The organism is Pantoea allii (assembly GCF_002307475.1).
GTDB lineage: Bacteria > Pseudomonadota > Gammaproteobacteria > Enterobacterales > Enterobacteriaceae > Pantoea > Pantoea allii.
The window spans coordinates 593,671-614,624 of sequence record NZ_NTMH01000040.1; the positions used below are offsets into that span (position 1 = coordinate 593,671).

The 20,954-nt window shown below is 49.3% G+C and carries 22 protein-coding genes; 10 read left to right on the forward strand and 12 right to left on the reverse strand.

The window, feature by feature from the left end:
- The first annotated feature begins 49 nt into the window (after nucleotides 1–49).
- Both CMR03_RS19955 and CMR03_RS19960 read left to right on the forward strand, forming a co-directional pair.
- A complete protein-coding gene (locus CMR03_RS19955; RefSeq protein ID WP_096012447.1) occupies nucleotides 50–973 on the forward strand; it encodes a TIM barrel protein in 924 nt (307 codons plus the stop codon).
- Nucleotides 974–983: 10 nt separating this feature from the next.
- On the forward strand, nucleotides 984–2,153 hold the full coding sequence (locus CMR03_RS19960; protein WP_096012448.1) for a Gfo/Idh/MocA family protein: 1,170 nt from the start codon (nucleotides 984–986) through the stop codon (nucleotides 2,151–2,153).
- Between the two features lie 284 nt (nucleotides 2,154–2,437).
- On the opposite strand, the gene CMR03_RS19965 is transcribed toward CMR03_RS19960, so the two are convergent.
- The 3 genes from CMR03_RS19965 to CMR03_RS19975 form a co-directional block, all read right to left on the reverse strand.
- Nucleotides 2,438–2,752 carry an ArsR/SmtB family transcription factor gene (locus tag CMR03_RS19965; protein WP_063879259.1) on the reverse strand — a complete coding sequence of 105 codons (315 nt, stop codon included), beginning with the start codon at nucleotides 2,750–2,752 and terminating at the stop codon, nucleotides 2,438–2,440.
- A 14-nt stretch (nucleotides 2,753–2,766) separates the two neighbouring features.
- On the reverse strand, nucleotides 2,767–3,885 hold the full coding sequence (locus CMR03_RS19970) for an alkene reductase (RefSeq protein ID WP_096012449.1): 1,119 nt from the start codon (nucleotides 3,883–3,885) through the stop codon (nucleotides 2,767–2,769).
- A gap of 464 nt (nucleotides 3,886–4,349) precedes the next feature.
- The gene (locus CMR03_RS19975) at nucleotides 4,350–5,213 is read right to left on the reverse strand and encodes a DMT family transporter (protein WP_244181402.1); all 864 of its coding nucleotides are present in this window, start codon (nucleotides 5,211–5,213) and stop codon (nucleotides 4,350–4,352) included.
- 87 nt (nucleotides 5,214–5,300) lie between these two features.
- Here CMR03_RS19975 and CMR03_RS19980 point away from each other — a divergent pair, with 87 nt between their 5' ends.
- Nucleotides 5,301–5,915, forward strand: a complete 615-nt coding sequence (locus CMR03_RS19980; protein WP_096012451.1) for a TetR/AcrR family transcriptional regulator — start codon at nucleotides 5,301–5,303, stop codon at nucleotides 5,913–5,915.
- Nucleotides 5,916–6,085: 170 nt separating this feature from the next.
- Nucleotides 6,086–6,604 carry a GNAT family N-acetyltransferase gene (locus CMR03_RS19985; protein ID WP_096012452.1) on the forward strand — a complete coding sequence of 173 codons (519 nt, stop codon included), beginning with the start codon at nucleotides 6,086–6,088 and terminating at the stop codon, nucleotides 6,602–6,604.
- 62 nt (nucleotides 6,605–6,666) lie between these two features.
- On the opposite strand, the gene CMR03_RS19990 is transcribed toward CMR03_RS19985, so the two are convergent.
- Both CMR03_RS19990 and CMR03_RS19995 read right to left on the reverse strand, forming a co-directional pair.
- A complete protein-coding gene (locus tag CMR03_RS19990) occupies nucleotides 6,667–6,990 on the reverse strand; it encodes a hypothetical protein (RefSeq protein ID WP_063879264.1) in 324 nt (107 codons plus the stop codon).
- 269 nt (nucleotides 6,991–7,259) lie between these two features.
- Nucleotides 7,260–8,180 (reverse strand): AraC family transcriptional regulator, encoded by a 921-nt coding sequence (locus CMR03_RS19995; RefSeq protein WP_063879265.1) that lies wholly within the window; start codon nucleotides 8,178–8,180, stop codon nucleotides 7,260–7,262.
- A 101-nt stretch (nucleotides 8,181–8,281) separates the two neighbouring features.
- On the opposite strand from CMR03_RS19995, the gene CMR03_RS20000 reads away from it, so the two are divergent.
- Nucleotides 8,282–9,115 carry an oxidoreductase gene (locus CMR03_RS20000; protein ID WP_096012453.1) on the forward strand — a complete coding sequence of 278 codons (834 nt, stop codon included), beginning with the start codon at nucleotides 8,282–8,284 and terminating at the stop codon, nucleotides 9,113–9,115.
- Between the two features lie 210 nt (nucleotides 9,116–9,325).
- Here CMR03_RS20000 and CMR03_RS20005 read toward each other — a convergent pair whose 3' ends face one another.
- The gene (locus CMR03_RS20005) at nucleotides 9,326–10,189 is read right to left on the reverse strand and encodes a LysR family transcriptional regulator (protein ID WP_096012454.1); all 864 of its coding nucleotides are present in this window, start codon (nucleotides 10,187–10,189) and stop codon (nucleotides 9,326–9,328) included.
- A 101-nt stretch (nucleotides 10,190–10,290) separates the two neighbouring features.
- Between CMR03_RS20005 and CMR03_RS20010 the strand changes: the two genes are divergently transcribed.
- Together CMR03_RS20010 and CMR03_RS20015 are read left to right on the forward strand one after the other, a co-directional pair.
- On the forward strand, nucleotides 10,291–11,142 hold the full coding sequence (locus CMR03_RS20010; RefSeq protein ID WP_244181404.1) for an alpha/beta fold hydrolase: 852 nt from the start codon (nucleotides 10,291–10,293) through the stop codon (nucleotides 11,140–11,142).
- A gap of 4 nt (nucleotides 11,143–11,146) precedes the next feature.
- Nucleotides 11,147–11,749, forward strand: a complete 603-nt coding sequence (locus tag CMR03_RS20015; protein WP_096012455.1) for a glutathione S-transferase — start codon at nucleotides 11,147–11,149, stop codon at nucleotides 11,747–11,749.
- 470 nt (nucleotides 11,750–12,219) lie between these two features.
- Here CMR03_RS20015 and CMR03_RS20020 read toward each other — a convergent pair whose 3' ends face one another.
- Nucleotides 12,220–13,590, reverse strand: a complete 1,371-nt coding sequence (locus tag CMR03_RS20020) for an MFS transporter (protein ID WP_096012456.1) — start codon at nucleotides 13,588–13,590, stop codon at nucleotides 12,220–12,222.
- Between the two features lie 126 nt (nucleotides 13,591–13,716).
- Here CMR03_RS20020 and CMR03_RS20025 point away from each other — a divergent pair, with 126 nt between their 5' ends.
- Complete coding sequence (locus CMR03_RS20025; RefSeq protein WP_096012537.1) at nucleotides 13,717–14,418, forward strand: ArsR/SmtB family transcription factor; 702 nt, start codon at nucleotides 13,717–13,719, stop codon at nucleotides 14,416–14,418.
- Nucleotides 14,419–15,734: 1,316 nt separating this feature from the next.
- On the opposite strand, the gene CMR03_RS20035 is transcribed toward CMR03_RS20025, so the two are convergent.
- The 4 genes from CMR03_RS20035 to CMR03_RS25820 form a co-directional block, all read right to left on the reverse strand.
- A complete protein-coding gene (locus CMR03_RS20035; RefSeq protein ID WP_096012457.1) occupies nucleotides 15,735–16,196 on the reverse strand; it encodes a lysozyme inhibitor LprI family protein in 462 nt (153 codons plus the stop codon).
- On the reverse strand, nucleotides 16,193–17,116 hold the full coding sequence (locus tag CMR03_RS20040; RefSeq protein WP_096012458.1) for a peptidoglycan-binding protein: 924 nt from the start codon (nucleotides 17,114–17,116) through the stop codon (nucleotides 16,193–16,195). Before CMR03_RS20040 ends, CMR03_RS20035 begins: the two co-directional genes overlap by 4 nt.
- A 498-nt stretch (nucleotides 17,117–17,614) precedes the next feature.
- Nucleotides 17,615–17,995 carry a GNAT family N-acetyltransferase gene (locus CMR03_RS20045; RefSeq protein ID WP_425270633.1) on the reverse strand — a complete coding sequence of 127 codons (381 nt, stop codon included), beginning with the start codon at nucleotides 17,993–17,995 and terminating at the stop codon, nucleotides 17,615–17,617.
- 121 nt (nucleotides 17,996–18,116) lie between these two features.
- Entirely contained in the window at nucleotides 18,117–18,377 is a 261-nt protein-coding gene (locus CMR03_RS25820; RefSeq protein ID WP_306822215.1) for a GNAT family N-acetyltransferase, read from the reverse strand.
- Between the two features lie 460 nt (nucleotides 18,378–18,837).
- On the opposite strand from CMR03_RS25820, the gene CMR03_RS20055 reads away from it, so the two are divergent.
- Entirely contained in the window at nucleotides 18,838–19,422 is a 585-nt protein-coding gene (locus CMR03_RS20055; protein WP_096012460.1) for a histidine phosphatase family protein, read from the forward strand.
- Between the two features lie 196 nt (nucleotides 19,423–19,618).
- On the opposite strand, the gene CMR03_RS20060 is transcribed toward CMR03_RS20055, so the two are convergent.
- A complete protein-coding gene (locus CMR03_RS20060; protein ID WP_096012461.1) occupies nucleotides 19,619–20,203 on the reverse strand; it encodes a sugar O-acetyltransferase in 585 nt (194 codons plus the stop codon).
- A 376-nt stretch (nucleotides 20,204–20,579) separates the two neighbouring features.
- Between CMR03_RS20060 and CMR03_RS20065 the strand changes: the two genes are divergently transcribed.
- On the forward strand, nucleotides 20,580–20,885 hold the full coding sequence (locus tag CMR03_RS20065; protein WP_096012462.1) for a hypothetical protein: 306 nt from the start codon (nucleotides 20,580–20,582) through the stop codon (nucleotides 20,883–20,885).
- Nucleotides 20,886–20,954: the final 69 nt, after the last annotated feature.

The following is a 20,954-nucleotide window of genomic DNA, read 5'->3' on the forward strand; positions in this document are numbered from 1 at the left end:
CGTCTGACCTGTCTGTGTTCATCAGTGTTGCCGCATCAGGAGAAAAATCATGACCATGTCCATCGCAACTGCGCCCTGTAGCTGGGGCGTGGACGATCCGAAGAATCCCTTTCTTCCCCCCTGGCAGAATGTCCTCAAAGAGGCCCGGCTTGCAGGTTACAAAAGCCTGGAACTGGGGCCGTGGGGGTATTTGCCAGTCCAGCCAGATGCGCTGAAATCGGCGCTTGACGGGTTTCAGCTGACCGTCGTGGCGGGCACCCTTTTCGACGATTTGGTGAGTGAAGAGAACTTCCCGGCAATGATCGCGCTGACTCACAAAATCTGTCACAACCTGAGTGCCCTTTACCAAAAAGGCGAGCCTGTCGGTCAGGATAAACCTGCACCTTATCTTGTGATTATTGACTTCGGTGATCCTGAACGTGCCGCCACCGCCGGCCAGTCAGAAAAAGCCCCACGGCTTAAGGATAGTGACTGGCAGAGAATGATCAGACACATCACTGTTTTGAGTGAGATTGCCTGGAAAGAATATGGTGTCAGGCCGGTCATTCATCCCCATGCGGGTGGTTGCATTGAGTTTGCCGATGAGCTGGAAAAGCTGGTTCAGGATATTCCCCATACAGTAGCCGGGTTGTGCCTGGATACCGGCCATCTGTATTACGCGGGCATGGACCCGGTTGCTGCGCTGGATCGTTACTGGGACCGCATTGATTATCTTCACTTCAAGGACGTCAACGAGGTTGTCTGGCGTCGTGCCATCAACGAAGGCCTGGATTTTTTCACCGCCTGTGCGCAGGGCGTTATGTGCCCACTTGGCCGCGGTGCCATCGACTATCCACAAGTCCACGCCTTTCTGCGCCAGCGGCATTATCAGGGCTGGATAACCATTGAACAGGAAAGGGACCCGCGTGATGCGGATACCAGCCTGCGTGACGTCACGGCAAGTCTGCAGTATCTGCATTCAGTCGGTTTCTGAGGAGAAAATCATGATTAACGGTATTAAACCGCTCGAAAAATCACTGCGGTGGGGCATGGTAGGCGGTGGCGGAACCAGCCAAATCGGTTACATCCACCGCTCATCGGCGCTACGCGATAACACCTTCACTTTGGTTGCCGGGGCCTTTGATATTGATGCTGCACGGGGACGCGCGTTTGGTGAAGCACTGGGCCTTAGCCCGGACCGGTGCTATGCCGACTATCAAACCCTGTTTGCATCAGAAGCAAAACGCGATGATGGTATTCAGGCCGTCTCGATCGCCACACCGAACAACACCCACTTTGCCGTCTGCTGCGCAGCCCTTGAGGCCGGTCTGCATGTGATCTGTGAGAAGCCGCTGTGTTTTACGGTCGAAGAGGCGGAGCATCTGTCGACACTGAGCCGGGAGAAAAAGAAGATCGTCGGCGTGACTTATGGTTATACCGGTCATCAGCTTATCCATCAGGCCAGGGAAATGATTGCGGAGGGATTACTGGGTGACATCCGCATCATCAACATGCAGTTTGCACACGGTTTTCACAACGAATCGGTTGAACAGAATAACGCCAGTACCAGTTGGCGCGTGAACCCACGCTTTGTCGGGCCCAGCTACGTTTTGGGTGACCTGGCGACCCATCCATTATGTATCGCTGAAACCATGGCACCTGCCATGAAAATCAGGCGGCTGCTTTGCTCACGCCAGAGTTTTGTGAAAAGCCGTGCTCCTCTTGAAGACAATGCGTTTGTTCTGATGGAATATGAGAATGGTGCGGTAGGAAGTCTGTGGGCCTCGGCTGTTAACTGCGGCTCAATGCATGGACAGAAAGTCCGAATCGTCGGTTCCAGAGCCAGTATTGAGTGGTGGGATGAGCAGCCGAACCAGCTCCGCTTCGAAGTTCAGGGTGAGCCGGTACGCATTCTGGAGAGAGGCATGGACTATCTTCATCCAGTTGCCCGTGAAGATGACCGCATAGGCGGGGGACATCCGGAAGGACTTTTCGAAGCATGGTCGAATCTCTACAGACGTTTTGCGCTGGCGATGGATGCCACCGATCGCGGTGACGATGCCTTCCTGAACAATTTCTGGTATCCCGATGTGCATGCGGGCCTGGCGGGCGTCAGATGGGTGGAAAACTGTGTACGTTCAGCCGACGCCGGTTCGGTGTGGGTAGAGTGCTGAAATCTCTGCCATAAAAAGTCTGGACTCACCCTGTTAAACAGGGCTGAAAAACATTAATTGGTTGAGTTTACTGACTTTCGCGGCCTGAAAACCGACCTCAGGCGAGGTCGCAAGGACTACACTTCAGATCGACCTGGTAAAATGAGCATGGCTCGCATGTTGCGCATGCTGGACAGTGATCAGGCTACTGTCTGTCTGGTGCCAGAAGCAGACAGTAGCCTTTGCTGGTGATTGTGATGGCTGATGCCCGGCTTTAAAAGAGGCTATCCTCTCGGAGGAACGGCCTACAGCTGCTGGAGAGACTTGATGATTGCCTCATTCATCTCGTACACCGCCTGTTCGCGCCGGCGATAGTAGGTCCATTTTCCCACCTTACTGGCCTCAAGCAGACCGGCATCATGCAGCGCTTTCAGACACAAGGATGTCGCGGGCTGTGAGAGGCCCGCCTTGTCCTGAATGAGACTGGCACAGACACCGTACTGATCGAAGGGATAGAGCTGAGCATAATCAGCAAAGGCTTCGTCAGGGTTTTTAAGCCATTTGAGCACCGCAACCCGCGTTGGATTGGCCAGTAATTTAATGGCATTTTCGGGTGTCATGCCGTCTTCGAACCTCAAGCAGGATAAAAAGGATAGTCAGTATAGCCTTTCTCGCTTCCGCCATACAGCGAGCCAGCATCCACCTCGTTCAGCGGATAGCCCATTTTAAAACGTGTCGGTAAATCCGGGTTAGCGATAAACGTACGTCCGAAACCAAACAGGTCGCCCCATCCCTTTTCCAGCATGCGTTCGGCTTTTTCCTTGGTGTAACGACCGGAATACATAATGGGTGAACGGAAGGTTTCGCGCAGCGCAATACGAAAACGTTCGGGCAGTTCCGGGCTGTTGTCCCAGTCCGCTTCGGCGATAGACAGATAGCCTGTTTCGAGCGCGTTCAGCATCTCGGCAGCACGAAGGTAAGTGGCATGGGGATCGCTTTCAACCAGCCCCAGATAAACGCGCTCTTCCTCTGTGCTTGAGAACAGCGGCGCGAAACGTACCCCGACTCGGTGACTGCCAAACACTGAACTCACCGCCTCGATGATTTCGCGCAGGAAGCGCAGGCGGTTGTCCAGCGAACCACCATATTCATCGGTGCGGAAGTTGGTGTGTTCAGAAATAAACTGATTGATCAGATAACCGTTGGCCGCATGCAGTTCGACACCGTCGAAACCGGCTTTTTTGGCATTCTCCGCCGCCGTACGGTACATCGCCACAATCTCTTTCACTTCTGAGGTTGTCAACGCGCGCGGCAGGCTGGGGTCCGTCAGCACACCGGCACCAGGCCCGGTTTCGATAAACACCCGTACGCCGCTGGCGGCAACAGCTGAAGGGGCAACAGGCGGCTGTTTCCCGGGCTGCAGTTCATTGTGCGAGACGCGTCCCACGTGCCAGAGCTGGCAAAAGAGGGTTCCGCCCTCGGCATGAACGGCATCGGTGACGTTTCGCCATCCCGCGATTTGTGCTTCGCTGTGGATGCCCGGCGTCCAGGCATAACCCTGTCCGCGAGGCTCAATTTGTGTCCCTTCGGTCACCATAAAACCGGCACTGGCACGCTGGCGATAGTAGTCCACCATCATCGTACCGGGGACGTTGCCCGGCTGCTCGCTGCGGCAACGGGTCAGGGGAGGGAGCGCAATGCGGTTACGTAATGTGAGATCACCCAGCGTCAGGGGCGCGAAAAGAGACGTCATAACAACTATCCTGTGAGAAGAAATAAAGGCGGCATTATATTTATACATTTAAATTTGTAAATGTGTAATTTGTGCGGTTGTACCGCCTGGCCCATGACGTCGCTGTCGACATGTTTTACCTCGACCACTATGCCTTTGCGCAAGGCGGGGAGGTTTCCATCAAAACTCATCTGCTTACGCCGACAGTTTCATCTGTTTCATGGTGGTAGACTGTGTCGGCAACTGGATGCAGGCTGACGTCCAGGTGAAAGCGTTGCAGGGAGGCAAAAGGATGCATAAGGCAGGCATTCATAATCACTGAACGCCCCTCCTCTGTTTGCCGCCGGAAAACAGCAGATATCCGCTGTTGGCTTATAGCAGGCATCATTGTTCAGCCTGCACGCAGCGCGTTCTGGGCCAGACGCGGAGGTTGTCAATGCTGTGATGTGTTCAGCATCGGGTTTGCTTTTGAGCGGTGCAAGCCCTCAGTTATTCCGGGCTGATTTTCTTTTCAGGTAATACTCCGCTGCCAGATAACCCGTTACCGCAACAAAGGTGATTCCCCCACCCAGGAGTGTATTGCTGGTCGGTAATTCACTGAAGAATATCCAGACCCACAAAGGCCCGAGGAGGATATCTGTTTGTGCAATCAGGCTGGCCTCAGCGGGGTTAACATATCGGCTTCCTGCCATGAACAGCAGATAGCTCATACTTTGCGTCGCCAGCGCAAAAGCGAACAACCATAAGATGTCATGCAAACCGGGAAGGGGAAGGTCTTGTGGCATCATCGCAAAACAGAAGACACCACAGAGGGCACATGCGAGAGCCGTAACAGCCGGCAGGTTCATTTCTGGCCACTTTCCTGACATCACTATGCTGGCGGCAAACCCGGCCGTCATCACCAGAGCCAGTGTGTTACCCGCCATATCGCCTTTCCCTGAGGCAGAGGCTGCCATAACAATCACCCCTGTGAGGCTCACTGCTGCGGAAATAAGCGCACGTTTTGTAATTTCCTTCTTCTGTATCAGCCAGCCCAGCCCCATCGCAAAAAAGGGAATTGTTGCATAAACGGTCATCACGCCTGCGACGCTGGTGAGTTTCAGCGCTGCGACGTAGCAAAACATGGAAATCGCCATAACAGTGGCGGTTATCAGGCCTTTTAAGCCCACATCATGACGGAATGAAAAGCGGCGCAGATAGCCGCTCCCCATGAGCAGAAGAACCAGCGACAGAAAAGCAAACAGCGAGCGCCATGCAACCATCGCCCACGTGTTCATATCGAGCATCCTCACGAAGAAGCCTGCGGAGCTCCACATGATGGCCGAAAGAAACACCATAATCAGTCCCAACGCGTGTCTGCTGGCGGTCTTTATCGGTGGCATCGTTTATCCTTATCCCTTATAGTCTGACAAAATAAGTAGAACGGTCTAATTATTATGGCAAAGAATGATACGCGCAAACGTCTTTTGAGTGCCGGTATACGGGTTTTCATGAGAGAAGGTTACGAAGGGGGAGGGATAACAACGATTCTGAGTGAGGCAGGCATGCCTAAAGGATCGTTTTATAATCTCTTTCCGAGTAAGGAAGAGTTTGCCTGCGCCGCTCTTGACGCTTATATCGAGACGTTTGACGCACTCCGGGCAGAGACGTTACTGAACCGCTCCCTGCATCCCCGCCTGCGTCTCATCAGCTGGCTAAACGGGCACAGCCTGTATATTGAGCGTGAACCTGAGGTCGCGGGCTGTCTGGCAGGGATTATTGGACAGACGGGGGCCGTACACAGTGAAAAGATTCGGCAAAAGCTGCGGGCAATTTTTGCCAGCTGGGAACGCGATCTGATTACCGTGTTTAATGATGCCCAGACGCTTTCGCCAGGGATGACGCCGGAAAGCGCGGCAAAGCTGGTTATTCACAGTTACGAAGGGATTATGATACGTATTCGCATAGAGGGGAGCACTTGTCCTTATGATTTTTTGACACAAGTGCTACCAGACATTCTTTTTTCAGAGCCCGGCGCCGGTGCCGACCTGACCGCCGATCATCCGCGCTAAAAGGGCAGTAATCTGCTGTTAATATCATCACCGCAACGGGTTCATCGCGGATACAGTTCTGTGCAGATGTTCGCCTGGGTGCCAGAAGCGGACGCTGCTTACATCGTGCTATGGTGGTTTATGTGGAGAAGTTCAGCGAAAGTAATGCCTTCAGGTAAAAGGAGTGTCAGATGAATTTAGAAACTGTGCGTTTAAGGCTTGAACCTTATGATGACTCACACTACGAAGGCTTAAGGGTAATGGAAAGCGATGCCAGCGTGATGCGGTATATCAGCAACGGTATTGTTAAAACACCAGAAGAGACGTGGGAAAATATCAGGCGTGTTCAGGCCCGATGGCAGAAATATGGATTTTCGTGGTGGGCTATCAAAGAGAAGGCTTCTGGGGCCATTGTTGGAGCAGCATGCCTCCAGTACCTGGCAAACGTTGAAGGTGCACCCTTAGAGATTGGCTGGCGGCTTGTCCCAGAACACAATGGCAAAGGCTATGCAACAGAAGCGGCTAAAGCGATTATTGATTTCGCAGCAGAGCAGATGGGCGCAACATATTTAGTGGCTGTTGCCGACCCTGAAAATGCGCCCTCTCAGCGAGTGATGCAGCGATTAGGCATGACGTACAAAGCAACAGAACAGCATTATGATGTGCCCTGCGTCGTTTATGAACTTAGCATTCAGCGCGATCCGTCGTAATGAGGATGTGAACATCATGTCCGCTTTGTGCCAGAAGCGGACATGATTAGCAATTTAATCGTTCAAGCCCGTCCGCCTGATTTAACAGCCTTGACACTGACGCTGACATTCAGTCTTTTCGCTTCCATAGTTATCATTTTTTGAGCAAGAGCCATGTCCCCACCATGCACCCGGTCTATCAATGTTTGTACGATTGTCATCATTAGAAATAGCTGATTGGCAGGATAAAAATCTGCCATATTTATACCGTGATCTGATAGTTGCTGGTGCGCGGCTTTCTCTGTTTTTTCAACTATGTTAGCCACTTCCTCAGTCATTTTATCTATATGGTTGAAGACAACACGATTGATAATGTCAATTTGTTCAGGAGTGAAGGTCTTTTCCATCCGGACTCACCTTTCAATGCTGTAAGTATCCTAGAGGATATCATATCTTGACCAGACGCGACTGAATGACCGGATGCGTGATTTTGCCTTGTCTTTACTGGTCAGGGTTAACGGCCTTTTTCGCAAAGATTAGTAAGGGATAATTATTTAAGTTCAGCACTATGTCCGATTTTCGCTCATAGCGGACCTTCAGCTCAGTCAGCCTGTCCGCTTTGTGCCAGGAGCGGACATTGCATTGATCAGTTTATTTTCAAAATATCATCCAAACCTCAGTGCGACGAAACAAATGTCGATGTTTGCTGCAAAGAGGGAAACGCGAAGTTACGCTGCATACGTTTTACTTCCTCTGCCGGCGGCAGGCCAAACAGCCGTTTAAACTCACGATTAAACTGCGGTGGGCTTTCGTAGCCAACAGCGTAGCTTGCGGCAGCAGCAGTAAGCTTCTTGCGGACCATCAGCATTCGCGCCTGGTGCAGGCGGACCGATTTTACATACTGCATCGGAGGCATGCTGGTTATCGCTTTAAAATGGTGATGAAATGTCGGCACGCTCATGCCGGTTTCCTTCGCCAGTTCGGTGAGCGTTACAGGCTCAGCATATGTGGCATGAATGCGCCGTAACGCTTTCCCAATTTTGCCGAACTGCCCCTGCAAGGCCAGCGCCGCGCGCATTGCATTGCCCTGCGCGCCGGTTAACACACGGAAATAGAGTTCACGCATCCTCGCTGGCCCCAGAATTGCAGCTTCAGTCGGATTGTCCAGAACCTCAAGCACGCGCCATACCGCTGTTTTTATCGTGTCATCCATCGGGCTTGATATCATGCTCTCAGGCGCGGCGGAAGGGGGCAGAGCGCCATACTGTTCGATCTGTAGCATCAGTTCAGCGGCCAGTTGAAAATCAAGATGAATATAGACGGCCAGCAACGGATGCTCTGCTGATGCGTCAGTCTCCATTGTAAAAGGCACGGGCACTGAGACGGCAAGGTAGTGCTGTTCATCATACAAATAGGTCTTTTTGCCGAAGTAACCTCGTTTACTGCCCTGAAAGACAAAAACAATTCCGGGATCATACAGCACTGGCGTTCTTGCAAGCGGTCGGTTGGCGCGCAAAATTCTCACGTCGGGCAATGCAGTAAGGTTATATCCCTCCTGAATTGCCAGTGTTTTCACCCGTGTAATCATGTCGGACATTATAGAGCCTCATAAAATCAGGCAATAAAACCATAAGATTTGGCCTGAAAATCCATCAGTACAGACAATATCATGCAGCTTTTACTGCATGGGAATTAATTATGACATCTGCAAAAACGATTTTTATCACTGGTGTGAGTAGCGGCTTCGGTCTTGCCCTGGCGAAGGAAGCTCTGCTTGCGGGCCATCGGGTTATCGGCACTTTACGCAACTGTGAATCCATTGATGCTTTTGAAGCGCTTGATGCGCAGCGGGCATTCGGCCGTCTGCTTGACGTGACTGACACTGAACGTGTCGATGAGGTGGTCAGAGAAATTCTGGAAACTGTCGGTCCTGTTGATGTTCTGGTCAACAATGCCGGTTACGGCCATGAAGGTATTCTGGAAGAATCCTCTCTTGAAGACATGCGTCGCCAGTTTGACGTGAATGTGTTTGGCGCAGTAGCGATGACAAAAGCAGTACTGCCGGTCATGCGAGAGCGACGCAGCGGGCACATCATCAATATCACGTCGATGGGCGGTTTCATCACCCTGCCCGGTATCAGCTATTACTGCGGCAGCAAATTTGCGCTGGAAGGCATATCAGAAACCTTAAGCAAGGAACTGGCCGCGTTTAACGTAAAAGTCACCGCTGTCGCACCCGGCTCGTTTCGCACCGACTGGGCAGGTCGCTCAATGTCACGCAGTGCTCGAACCATCACAGACTATGACGCGTTCTTTGACCCCATTCGCAAGGCGCGTCAGGAAAAAAGCGGAAATCAACCCGGTGATCCCGTAAAAGCGGCGCAGGCCATCCTGACATTGATTGAAAGTCAGAACCCACCCACACACCTGTTGTTAGGCAGTGATGCTCTGAGTCTGGTGCGGCAAAAGCTCACTGATTTGTCTAGGGAAATAGAAAAATGGGAAAAATTAACGCTTTCGACTGATGGCTAACCCGTCTCTGACCGCGGGAATTGACTGGACAATCTGGTATGGCCGCTCAGACAGTCGGCCATTTTACTTAAGGATGATGCTAGTACTTATGTATGGTCCGCTTTTCGCTCATAGCGGACCTCCAGCTCAGTCAGCATGTCCGCTTTGTGCCAGAAGCGGACATGACTAACAACACGTTATTTTCATCAATTAATTGCAGCCAATTCACTATCAATGTTTATGTATCAGCCTGGTCAGCATCTCGCAGAAGGCCTCGCTTGCTGGATTAACGCGGTGTTTATTCAGGCGTAGCAGGCAATCAACCGACGGCAGAGGCATCCATGTCTCAAGTTCATGCGCATTACAAATTGTTTTCTCAACGCTGTATTGATTGAGTATTCCTATCCCCAGTCCCGAGGTTATCGCCGCAAGCATACCAGCCACTGAAGGACACTCCAGCATCACAGTAAATGGAATTTTTGCCTGCCGAAGTTTCTCCTCAGCCAGGTTTCGGTAATAGCAATCCGGTCCCCAGGTAATAAGCTTCAGGCGCTTATCCGATTCATGCCGCCAGGCAGGCGTTGCGTACCAGTTTAATTTTTCACTCCACAATACCTTATCTTCCGTCGATGCCGTGCCCGTGAAATCCTGATGTAAAATGATCTCCAGACCGCCTTCAGCAAAATGCTGACGCAGGAGATGACTTTGCTCCACCACCAGTTGTATATCCACCTCTGGGTGGTGATGAGTGAAGGTTGAAATCACCTCGCATATTTCAGTCATTGAGATGTGTTCAGTAACCCCTATTCGCAGCTTGCCACGTAGCGACGAAGGCGAAAAATAGGCCACGGCGAGATCGTGTTCAGTGAGTATTTTTTCCGCATGTTGCAGCAGAACGCTGCCCTTTTCTGTCGCAACGGCTTTTCCGGCGATGCGCGTAAGTAGCTGGCATTTAAGTTGATCCTCAAGCCGTCTGAGCTTCCAGCTTACAGCGGACTGGCTCAGGTTGAGAAGTAATGCGGCCTTACTCATGTTGCCCGTTTGCAGCACGGTCCGGAACACTCTGAGTGAGTCAACGGAGAGTCGTTTATTCATTTTTATATGACAAAAGTGGGTTTACAGCGGGAAAGAATGTCACTGGTGTCATATGCAGTCAACGGATAGCCTGACTGAAACAAACACAACGGAAAAAGCTGATGTCCGCTAATAACGCATTAATGAATGACCACGTTCTGATCCAGGGTTGTCGCATTGCAACCGGGGTCCATGGTTCAGGAACACCTCTGGTGCTGGTTCATGGCACGCCCGCACACTCAGTGATCTGGCAGTCACTGGTGCCGGTATTTGTCGATGCGGGTTTTCATGTTCATCTGTATGACCTGCCTGGGTTTGGCGCATCAGAGCGCCCTTTGACGGCTGATACCTCGGTTGCCGCTCAAGTCGGTTTTCTGCTGAAACTGCTTGAACACTGGCAGCTCAAAAAAACACATCTTTTTGGACACGATATCGGCGGGGCCATTTCACTCAGACTGGCGTTCGATAACCCATCCCTTTTGAAGACGCTTACGATTGCCGATATTCCCAGCTACGACTCCTGGCCTTCACCCACATGGAAAGATATGCGGGATAACTATGCGGATTATGCGCTGATCCCCGCCACTGAGCATTACCGCGCGATGTCTCGCCAGTTAAAGATGGCTGTTTTTAATAAGCATCTGATGACAGAGCAGCGGCTGGAAAGTTATCTCGCACCGCTTTGTGGTGTGGTAGGGCAACCTTCATTTTACCAGCATCAGGTTGCGCACTATAATGCCTGTTACACCAGTGACTTTGCAGAAAAATTGCCGCAACTCCGGCTGCCTGTGCAGGTTTTATGGGGCGCCGAAGATGAATGGCAACCCGTTGAGTATGGAAGGCGTTTGCAGCGCGACATCGTCTCTTCCTCGCTGCATATCTATGAACAGGCCGGACACTTTTTAATGGAAGATGCTCCCTTGCCTGTTGCCGCACAGTTAATTGATTTTGTTAATCAACATAATATGAGGTAGAGCCATGATCCTGATCGGAATGCTGGATTCACCCTATGTCAGACGGGTTGCTATTTACATGAAAGTATTGGGTATTCAATTCGAGCATCGGCCGCTTTCGGTATTCGGCGATTTTGATGTCTTAACGAAAATTAATCCGGCTGTCAAAGTTCCAACGCTTATCACAGATGATAATCAGGTGCTGATAGACTCCACACTAATCATTCATTACCTTGAGAGATATTGCGGTCATTCGACTGCACCCACAGCAAAGTCCGGAGTGGAAGAACTCCGGGATCTGCATCTTACCGGCTTCGCCCTGGCAGCCTGCGAAAAAGCGGTGCAGATTGTGTACGAACAGCGTCTCAGGCCGGAAGAAAAACAGTATCAGCCCTGGTTGAATCGGGTAACTCAACAACTTCATGGTGCATGGCAGACGCTGGAGAACGAGCTGCGAGAAAGTCATCCTGACATACTGTCCGTGGCCGGTATCAGCATCGCAGTGGCCTGGAGTTTTACAGAATTGATGTTGCCAGATACCCTCAGCCGTGAGCTGTATCCGGAAGTAACCGGGTTTACATTGCTGGCCGAACAGCGCCCGGAATTTTTGGCAACACCTTTGAGTTAAAGAGTGCGGGTGGCGTCTCACTGATGCAGTATCTGTATAAGGGAAACACTTACTGCATTAAAATCAATCCGTTGTAAAAGGCTACTTTGTAGACGCCAGTTAAATATCTATAGAAAAGACGCACAACCCTTAATAACTGAATCGCCATGGCTTCTATAGACCTGTAAAAGGACATTATCGTGGCTATACGCAGGGAATAGTTATCTTTCGCTTCTCGCTCAAAGCGAACCGTTCCCCTTCTAAAGTCCGCCTCGTGCTGCGAGTTCAACGGGTCGATGCAACGCTATCCTTAATCAAGCGGGACGTTGCTGCTTACTCGAAAGAATATTTTTATGAAGCCGTAGTTCCGGTTTATTTAGCAGAATTTATTTAATTGATCATTGATACATAGTGGTGTTCTGAGTAGGACGTTATATAAGTCAATGTCCGTTTCTCATATAAAGCGGACATTATCTCAATAATCAGATTTTTTAAGTTTTTACAGAGGCAGAATGTCTGCCCATGCAAATGATCCATACCAGGCCGCCAAGAAGTGAGAAAGCGGTACCGATATAAATAGCTGTATCTGGATTCTCTGCGAGGGTTTTTATATCACCAAGGAGACCACCAAAGATGGCGACGCCCAGCGCAGAACCAGCTTGCCGGCTGGCATTGAGTACACCGGCAGCAAGTCCCGATTGTTCTTTGACAACAGCATTCATGACTGTTGCTGTAGCGACTGGCGTAATGATGCCGGCAGCAAGGCCGAGAGGCGGAAAGCAAAGCGCGATCTGCCAGTAGTATGCATTTTCATTTAGTATCATGAGTCCTGCGAATCCTGCAGCGTAGAGCCCATAACATCCGGCTATCAGCCTAAAAGGGCCGAACAGGCTATTGAGCTTTCCGGCACTAAAGCTGCCTAATGTAACCATCAGGGTTAGTGGAAGAAAAGCAAGACCAACATTTAGTGATGGCCAGTTGCGCAACGTGCCAAAGTAAAGGCTCAGAAGAAAAAACAGTCCGTAAAACACTAATCCTGAAATGAGCGATACGATAACCGAGGCTAAAAAATCAGCAAGGCGAAACAATTTCAGCGGCAGCACCGGCTGATTCACTATGCACTCGTTAAAAACAAACGCCCCCCATGCTATTACAGCCACCAGCGCTCCTCTGCATATCCACGGGTCACTCCATCCCAGATGAAAGCCTTCAATCATTACGGCAACAGATGCACCCATCGCAACAATGGCCATTAACTGCCCGGCAAAATCTGTTGATGTCTCTCTGGCAGAGATATTTCTTACAGGAATGCGCAGTGCCAGCGCAACCCCGATTAATACGACGGGAATATTGACCAGAAAAATGCTTCGCCAGCCTAAAAACTCTATCAGTACGCCCCCTAATAACGGTCCGGCTGCCATTGCAACCCCACCACAACCTGACCAGACACTGATGGCTTTAGCGCGCTGTTGAGGCTGCGGATATGCGTTGTTTATTAATACCAGGGACGAGGGAACCAGCAGGGCTGCTCCAATACCCTGACAGATCCTCGATCCGATCATAATGGATAACGTTGTAGAAAAGCCGCATCCCGCCGAAGCAAGAGCAAAAAGCAGCATGCCGGTAAGGTAAACGTTTTTTGCCCCAAGCTTATCGGCAAGCGTACCTCCGCTGAGCAGCAGACTGGCAAAAGTAACAGTGTAGGAACTGACAATCCACTGTAGCCCACTAATGTCGGGGTGCAGCGCGGCAGCCACTGGTGCAAGTGCAACGTTCACAATCGAAGTGTCGAGGATTACGATGATGTAACTGATACTGATAGCAGCTAACAACCATTTTTGAGCTGAAGAAGTCATGTCCATTGGTCGGGGTTATTGTCTGTTCTGAGGGGGATTGACTATATCCTGGGCGATCTGAATAATGCTTCGAGCCGTATCGAACTGTTAAATCCCACCATTAGACTGATTTCACTTTTTATGGCGCACGTTATGAACCAGTTTCACATTTCAGTCGTGGCGCATCTCATCGCAGAGCCGGTGCGTTCAATAATGCTGATTAACCTTGCTGGAGGAGAAGCACTTTCTGCCAGTGCACTGGCCAGGGCTGCCAGCGTTACCGCACAGACCGCCAGTTTTCACCTCGCTAAACTGCGTGATGGCGGACTGATATCCGTTGAATCTGTTGGGAGATATCGTTATTACCGGCTGGCAGGGCCACACATTTCACAGCTTCTGGAAAATTTGGCCTTAGTCGGAACGGTGAGTCAGCAGTGGAAGACCATACCAAGCAGTTTAGCCCGTGAACTGCGTTTTGCGCGCTGTTGTTACGACCATCTGGCCGGGCAAATCGGCGTAGCGATTACGCAGGGGATGCTTAATCGTGGACTGTTCGCCATCGGGGAAAGCCAGCGCTATGTGTTGACCGATTCAGGGCACCACTGGTTAGAGCAACAGGGAATAGAAATCCCTGAAGAATGGGAAGGAAATCATCGTATGTGCCTCGACTGGACCGAGCGTCAGTATCACCTTGCTGGTCCACTCGGTTTTGCACTTCTTGATGCTTTTATCTCATGGAAATGGCTGAGTCGTCTGGGTAAATCCAGAGCGCTCAAAATAACCCCCTCAGGCTGGAAAGCCTTCGGGCACCATTTTGGTATTCGTCAGCTACACGGTACACCCACAGCAGATTAGCCCTTTTTTAATTTGTAATGCGAACCAAACGCTTTATATTTCTGTGACGACGACTGCCGGGTGTTACGGGTTAAGGAAAGTGACGTCAAGGATTGAAAAACGATCCCTCTGAATTAAGAGACGTGATGACTAAATTTGGGGTGCTACCACACTCAATAGAAATCTATGATTCAGGTTCAAGCCCTTTCGAAGGTTCAATAGAAGAAAATGAAGAAAGACGGAAACAAATTAGCCACCGCTTAGTCGCCGAAGCAATATTTACCCGCTTCCAGCCCCAATCCTGGTGAGTCTTAATGTCTGATCTTCATTCAGGCTAAAGGTCCGCTTCGTGCCCGAAGAGGACCTTTACAATTCTTATTGCGGCTTTGAACCTAAGCTTTGGTTGAACCTCAATAAATAGCCATCTGGATCAAGCACCAAGAAATTGAGTTGACCATGAAGAAGATCGTGGTCGCGATATCAACGTTCCTCGATAGGTTTATGCAAATGGAGACCGGCATCTTCAATTGCTGCAACCAGAAGCGCGCTGTTGGGACATTCAATCGACAGGTTCAAACCTCTGCCAAATGGGCGCTCCAAAGGACCCACCCGCCAAGGCGACTCATTCGGGTAGTCTTCCTCAAGCATCAATTGGCTACCGCAATATGAAATAAATGCAAACTTCTCTTCTTGCCTATCGTACTCAATTCTGAAGCCCAGAATCTGGCAGTAAAATCACAAACTTTGTTGCAGAGCAGAAACGATCAGCTCTGGAATCAGCGCATTCATTTTCAACATGACTTGCTCCTGTTGATTTCAAAAGTATACATGTAGTAAAGCTGCGCCCGCTGGAAAGAGACAGTTTCACGCTGCCACCTGATGCAGATAATTAGGGCGACGATACCAAACAGGTATTGTGAGAGCAGACTTTATTACTTCGCGGTACTGACGACTAATACAGGCGTAAAACGCGATGTGTTACTGACGTTTCGAATGTTAATGACGGTATGCTGGCCGCAGAGAATGACACCATCTTGCAGTCCGTTAATCTGTTCACCATGTTATGGGCTTGGGCTGTGTTCAATGAACCCGTTTCCCGAAAATTGGCATCTGTCTGGTGTTACGTACTGAGCCTCGGCAAGCCGACCTCCAGTCATGAACCATCTAAATAGAATGCATGCTAGCTATTTCATTTATGCCAGCACAAAGGGGAAGGCACGCAGTACACTGTGAGTCGTTTAAGCCATCTACACGGCTTAAACTCAACGTAATTAAGTCAAAATGATATCCGCTATTACTATTGTTATTAATAGTTATAATTGACTTTTTTGGTGGGTTTAACCGTCTGAAAGATCTGGGTGTACCATCTTAATTTCCTCAATACGCCTTATACCCATGTTTATCTGACAGCTTAGCGCTACTGAACTATAGCCATCAATGCCTTCTGCACCGGCGCTGGCTGCTTTGCAGTAATCCTGCCGATATTTCAACCATAGCTCTTGGCTTCTGATAAAAGCATTTTTCATATCTTCCCTCTGCTTCTTTTCACCCATCCACCACTGACTGTAATCATAATTTGAAATCTCTTTTAACTTATCTTGGTATACTGTATTCAGTTTTTTTTCTGCAGCTTCACTCACAGAAGTTAGACACTCACTGTTATTATCTCCATACTTTTCAGTGCATGCGGTAACCTCTTTACTTTCCACAATGCTCTGTATATTCGATTCTGCATATGAACTTAATGAATAGGTTAAGGTCAGCACAAAAAACACACTGCGTGGGTGGAATTTAATCATTTGCTCAGGCTCCTTATTCTGATTTCATTTCTTCGTCTATCCCCATTTAAAATTGGCTCATTCTTGAGGTATCTTATAATTTCATTTCGCTTATCTCCTTGCGCCATGATTTTTACCATTTCAGGTGCTGTTCTATTACCTTGGTATATTGTATCTACAAAAACATCACGTATTTTTTTATCAATCTTATCCCATGTAAGAGCATTATTTACATGACGCGAATTTCGTGAATATACACCCTTTGCGTAATTGAGCTTTTCCCGATATACAATTTCAAATAGCCTGATTTGCTGGGCGTGAGTAATCTCGCCTACAAGTGGACCATAGACTTTCACGAACTGACCAGCATGTCGACCTTTAATGTGTGCTGCTTTAGAGCATATAACAGCTTTATACTCTTCGATACCTGCCTGGCTGAGCGTTGCCATTATCTCGCCACTGCTACGACTTCCCATATCGTATCCTCTTCCGAGAGTTACACCTGATGAGAATTTTGGTGGCCAGTGTAAAATTCTGGAAAAAGCAGGATAATGTTGTTGTCTGAAAGGCTCCACTGCGGTGATATAATCAATGCCTTCTGAATCAAAAGTTACCTGTCCTTCACTTACTTGCAGTGAGCCGGAGGTATGTTGTGGTCTCCACCCCGGTGAATAAGCATTTTCCATAGCTTGGATAAAGAAACTGTCCGTTGGATGAACCAACCCGTCGGGAGATAGTGATAAAAGACGCTGATACCATATTATCGCTTGTTCAGTTTGGGGTCCGCATATGCCATTTTCACTGATGGTCCTTCCTGTAGCTAACTGATACCCGGCACCTATTATCATTTGCTGTAATTCTTTTACGTCTTCAGGATTATTGGTACCGCAGACACCAACCGTATCTTTCAGGCGGTATACTCGTGGTTTATGGTAGCGCATTTATCTCTCCTCCCTGTTTGAGCTATATTAAACCTTAAACCGCAGCTAATCAGCCAGAAATTGTTGTGTAAAAGTTAGCCAGAGCAAAATCTTTATACTTAGCAACGGTTCATAGCTGTGAGAGTCTGCTCTGAGCGTTTACCTACCACAAAATGTCGCTTTATCGGCATGGAGGCTCCAGTTATGGTGTTTGCCACAGAGTGAATTGACCAAATGTTGTCGGTAGCCAGGTTTAGGCGGTTGCAGACCTACAGAGAACACTACTCAAATCCTTTCCTCTTTAGCCAAACGCCATGCCAGCAGTGAAGCTGACAGTAATGCAACCTTAACGGCGATGGCCTCAGTCAGGTCGGTTTAATGAGTCGTCGTCACACAGAGTGCCGATTTCCTCTGTTTTCTGCAGTGCTAAAATTTCCCCCCATTAACGATAGTGAGTCAGTTTCTCATCAGGCCGTATGTGCTGGCATTACCCTGGCGCTGATATGAGTGAACGACTTTTTATTCTGAGCTGAAAGCGAGTTGTTTCAGATTCTCACCATGGAGATAATAACTCCAAATGCTGTCATTTATTTTCCCACCTAGCGACTGATAAAATCGGTTTGCATCAGCGTTAGCTTTCTCGGCGTGCCAGCTAACACTGGTGCACTGGTGCTTGAAAGCAAGTTGCGCGATAAATCGCATAAGGGATTTCCCAGTACCTTTGCCGCGCTCAGCCTGGGAAACATAGAGTTCTTTGATATGCAACTGACCGCTGTATCGGGGGGAGGGGTAAAGAATATTGCAGCATGCCAGCCCGGTGATTTGATCATTACAACGCGCTCTTAGCACCAGAGTACCTGAGAGCTGGCTAAACAATTGGTTGCGAAGATAATTCTTCATCAACGCCTCCTGAATAATGCCTTTACCATAATAGTGTTCTTCCATTTCTGTAAAAATACCCGTCATGGATTCCCATTCTTCTGGGGGGCATCGTTCTGTCACTAATTCCATATGTGCGTTTTTACCTTAAATGTAAAACCTGAAGTGCAGTAAACTCACACTGCTCTTTTTTTGCAATGGCGTTGAAAATGTAAAGCGACTTTTTCATAAATATGCGGCTTGTTCCTTCCGCTTTACGGTCGATACGACCAAATTCTTCCCAGCCATGCTTTTTATAAAAATCAGGTGCCTGAAAGCATATCGTATACACAAATCCAGCTGAGCAGCCTCTTTTTCGCCCTTCATTTTCGAAACGAGTAAGGATCTCTGAACCGATTCCCATTCTGCGAAACGCGGGGGGGAAGATAAAACAGATCGATAAACAGAGACCCAGAGAAGAATGTCCTTGTATTCCCCCAGGTACTTCTCCCGTCTGGATGATTTTACTCCTACGGGGAGTGGCTTACGATCACTTGTGCCGGTCATGAAATCGTTGAATTCATTGCGTAGACTTTTCCAGCGTCAGAGGTGAAAGTCATTGCAGAAGTTAAGCATGTAGTTTCAGCTGGGTGTGGCGCGTTACGCTTTCAGGAAGGGAGGCGGCCCTGGTGAAATGAACAGGCCTATATTTGCCTGGAATTCAAAGAGCGTAAACTAAGAGCAAATTGTTGCATCGCCAGTAAAAGAAGCTTTTAAGGTCCAGATTCTGCAATTCACTAAATACCTGTCATTTACGCGTTGTCATCATAGATGAGCATAAAATAAGCTATAAGATCTGTTTTTAACGCTGACAGGAAATACGGATGAAGAAAATTTTTGTGCTGCTGTTTGGACTGACCATCATGATCCCATTGAGTGCCGACGCGGACAACACGTATGTTTTCTTCCGTCATGGGGAGAAACCCGATAACACCAGTGGGCAACTGACTTGCAAAGGGCTGAACCGCGCCCTGAAGCTTCCTGCTGTGTTGCTTAGCCGCTATGGAAACCCGGATGCGCTTTATGCTTCTGCACCTAAAGAGGATAAAACAGGAAGTTCACTGCGCCCACTTTCCACCATTATTCCCCTGGCGGTCCAGATTTCGAAGCCTGTGATACTGCGTTTTCACGCTGACAAACCGGGTAAACTGGTCTCTGACCTGCTTTCAGAAAAACAGGTTCCGCTGACATTTATCGCCTGGGAACATAAAAATTTGGTCACGGCAGCCCGAACGCTGGTTGAAAAAACGGGAGGTGATGCCGGGCAAATCCCTGACTGGCCCTCGGCAGATTTTGATTCACTGTATGTTGTGAAAATTGACGACCAGCAGCATTTCAAATCGTTTTCTCACGAGACTGAGGGGCTGAATGGCGTCTCAGCGGAATGCCCTGACGGCGCTCATCATTGACTGGCGCAAATCCGCTTTGTCACAAAGCGGACTGACTTAGCGGCTCTGCATGTAAGGTAAATGCAGAGCCAGCGCCCGGGGTTGGGCGCGCTGCTGAGTCAAATGAATCGACCCGCGTGGCTGTGAAAAAAGCGGAAGCGTCCAGCCTGATGCCTGAGCATTCTACTGAGGCGCAGCAGGTTACAAGCTCCTCCTTTCAAAATGAGGTGCGGGCGTGATCTTTTTCGGTTATTTCACGCAGGACGCGGCAAGGATTACCCACCGCCAGAACGCCTGACGGAATATCCTTGACCACTACGCTTCCCGCCCCGATGACAACGTTGTTACCTATTGTTATGCCCGGAACAATGCTGACACCCGCACCAATCCAGACATTATTGCCGATGGTCACAGGGCTCGCGTATTCCAGTCCCTGATTTCGGCGTTCGGCATCAAGAGGATGGCCTGCGGTATAAATACCTACGTTGGGTGCGAGAAAGACGTTATCACCGATCACCACGTCAGCCCCATCAAGAATAATAAGATTATGGTTAGCGTAAAAATTGTCGCCAATCGTAATGTTAACGCCATAGTCGCAGTAAAAAGGGGGTTCGATAACGGGATTGCTGCCACACTTTTTAAGCAGCCGGGTGAGCAGCGCAAGGCGTGTTTCATTATTATCAGGCCGACTCAGGTTATAGTCATAACAAAGCATCTTAGCGAGCCCCCGGCGTTGAAGAATGCGTTCATCATGGTTTGCATCATACAAAGTACCATCTGGTACTCGGGTCACCTCGTTCATCTTCTTCCTTATCCTTTCGGCTTAAATGTCTTTATCTCAGGCACCGTGTTCAGGTGTCATCCAGCTTAGCGCGTTTCTGTCACCCCTGCGGCCCTGACAGCCCCGGATGCGTCTGTGTCATGTTCGCGCCTTTAAACATGTATCGCACACGATTTAATCATATTAAGAAGCAGCAGGGGAACGACGCCATGCCGACTCGCTACCAGACGCAGGCACCGCCGTTATCCAACGTCACGCTGGTTGAGGTTTCAGCGCCCGAAACCCGTCACAGCAAAATGTAAGCAAAGCGTGAATGTGCTTTTTTGCATAAATTTCGCCAACGCCGTTTTTTACTATGGCTCCTCATTTCCCGGTCATGACAGCGAGGCGTGGTTTTATGAAGCAGTTAAGAATTTATACACTGAAGGATAAAGCGAGCGCTGTGGAGTATTTCAGACAGTGCTGGCCAAAACACAGGGTCAGTTTGCTGAAGTTTGGCATAGAGGTGGACAAGGTGTTTCTGGGGGGAAATGACCAGCAAAATCAGGTGATGGCTGTGGTCACCTTACCGGAGGGATGTCATGTTCAACATCTGAATGAGCAATATATGCGTAGCCAGGCATTCCGCGACGATATGGCCGGGTTTCCTGTGGCGAATATTATTCGGGTCGAGGAAATATGTATTAGCGAAACGCTTTTTTAATGATGTTTTCTCCTTCGCTCAGGGCTGGGATGACACGCAGGCGCGATTTTTCAACGGACGCGTAAGACG

What these genes read in the sequence shown, in the direction of transcription:
- CMR03_RS20065 (WP_096012462.1), top strand. Translation starts at nt 20,580, where the DNA reads ATGAAGCAGTTAAGAATTTATACACTGAAGGATAAAGCGAGCGCTGTG.
- CMR03_RS20010 (WP_244181404.1), top strand. Translation starts at nt 10,291, where the DNA reads ATGTCCGCTAATAACGCATTAATGAATGACCACGTTCTGATCCAGGGT.
- CMR03_RS19995 (WP_063879265.1), bottom strand. Translation starts at nt 8,180, where the DNA reads ATGTCCGACATGATTACACGGGTGAAAACACTGGCAATTCAGGAGGGA.
- CMR03_RS19970 (WP_096012449.1), bottom strand. Translation starts at nt 3,885, where the DNA reads ATGACGTCTCTTTTCGCGCCCCTGACGCTGGGTGATCTCACATTACGT.
- CMR03_RS20040 (WP_096012458.1), bottom strand. Translation starts at nt 17,116, where the DNA reads ATGCGCTACCATAAACCACGAGTATACCGCCTGAAAGATACGGTTGGT.
- CMR03_RS19965 (WP_063879259.1), bottom strand. Translation starts at nt 2,752, where the DNA reads ATGACACCCGAAAATGCCATTAAATTACTGGCCAATCCAACGCGGGTT.
- CMR03_RS20025 (WP_096012537.1), top strand. Translation starts at nt 13,717, where the DNA reads ATGAACCAGTTTCACATTTCAGTCGTGGCGCATCTCATCGCAGAGCCG.
- CMR03_RS20020 (WP_096012456.1), bottom strand. Translation starts at nt 13,590, where the DNA reads ATGGACATGACTTCTTCAGCTCAAAAATGGTTGTTAGCTGCTATCAGT.
- CMR03_RS19985 (WP_096012452.1), top strand. Translation starts at nt 6,086, where the DNA reads ATGAATTTAGAAACTGTGCGTTTAAGGCTTGAACCTTATGATGACTCA.
- CMR03_RS19990 (WP_063879264.1), bottom strand. Translation starts at nt 6,990, where the DNA reads ATGGAAAAGACCTTCACTCCTGAACAAATTGACATTATCAATCGTGTT.
- CMR03_RS20045 (WP_425270633.1), bottom strand. Translation starts at nt 17,995, where the DNA reads ATGAAGAATTATCTTCGCAACCAATTGTTTAGCCAGCTCTCAGGTACT.
- CMR03_RS20000 (WP_096012453.1), top strand. Translation starts at nt 8,282, where the DNA reads ATGACATCTGCAAAAACGATTTTTATCACTGGTGTGAGTAGCGGCTTC.
- CMR03_RS25820 (WP_306822215.1), bottom strand. Translation starts at nt 18,377, where the DNA reads ATGGGAATCGGTTCAGAGATCCTTACTCGTTTCGAAAATGAAGGGCGA.
- CMR03_RS20060 (WP_096012461.1), bottom strand. Translation starts at nt 20,203, where the DNA reads ATGAACGAGGTGACCCGAGTACCAGATGGTACTTTGTATGATGCAAAC.
- CMR03_RS20035 (WP_096012457.1), bottom strand. Translation starts at nt 16,196, where the DNA reads ATGATTAAATTCCACCCACGCAGTGTGTTTTTTGTGCTGACCTTAACC.
- CMR03_RS20015 (WP_096012455.1), top strand. Translation starts at nt 11,147, where the DNA reads ATGATCCTGATCGGAATGCTGGATTCACCCTATGTCAGACGGGTTGCT.
- CMR03_RS19955 (WP_096012447.1), top strand. Translation starts at nt 50, where the DNA reads ATGACCATGTCCATCGCAACTGCGCCCTGTAGCTGGGGCGTGGACGAT.
- CMR03_RS19980 (WP_096012451.1), top strand. Translation starts at nt 5,301, where the DNA reads ATGGCAAAGAATGATACGCGCAAACGTCTTTTGAGTGCCGGTATACGG.
- CMR03_RS20055 (WP_096012460.1), top strand. Translation starts at nt 18,838, where the DNA reads ATGAAGAAAATTTTTGTGCTGCTGTTTGGACTGACCATCATGATCCCA.
- CMR03_RS20005 (WP_096012454.1), bottom strand. Translation starts at nt 10,189, where the DNA reads ATGAATAAACGACTCTCCGTTGACTCACTCAGAGTGTTCCGGACCGTG.
- CMR03_RS19960 (WP_096012448.1), top strand. Translation starts at nt 984, where the DNA reads ATGATTAACGGTATTAAACCGCTCGAAAAATCACTGCGGTGGGGCATG.